Genomic DNA, 407 nt, shown 5'->3' with positions numbered 1-407 from the left:
ACTGGCCGCACGCCCGCCTTGTTCCAGTAGCCGCCGCGAAGCACGTCGGCGCGTTGACCGGGTATTGACGGCCATGCGACGCTTTCAAGGTCGACCGGCCCAAGAAGCGGCTCCATCGACAGGAAGCGCTCGCGCGCCGGCACCTCGAGCAGCTTCGGAATGTCGCGGTCAGCCTCTTCCTGATTGACGATCGTCGCACCCAGACAGACGTTTTCCCACGGCCATACCGGACCAAGGGCATCCGCGTCGCGGGCATCGTCGATCATTTGGCGCGCATTGCCGATGCGCTTTATCAGCAACAGCCAGTCGACATTCGGCGTGCTGCGGATCAGGCGAAATAGGTCGACGCGCCACGAAGGATCGACGGCGTTATCGGACACGTCGGCAAGCGAAGCGCAGAAAACACA

1 protein-coding gene is annotated in these 407 nt (G+C 62.9%); it reads right to left on the bottom strand.

Going from position 1 to position 407, the window contains the following annotated elements; all coding sequences use genetic code 11:
- Nucleotides 1–407: DUF5131 family protein (locus P0D80_RS51320; protein WP_408296666.1), on the bottom strand; the 407-nt coding region annotated here is incomplete at both ends.

This window comes from Paraburkholderia sp. RL17-373-BIF-A (assembly GCF_046030175.1).
In the GTDB taxonomy this organism is placed as follows: Bacteria; Pseudomonadota; Gammaproteobacteria; order Burkholderiales; family Burkholderiaceae; genus Paraburkholderia.
This window is presented reverse-complemented; position numbering and strand designations above follow the sequence as displayed.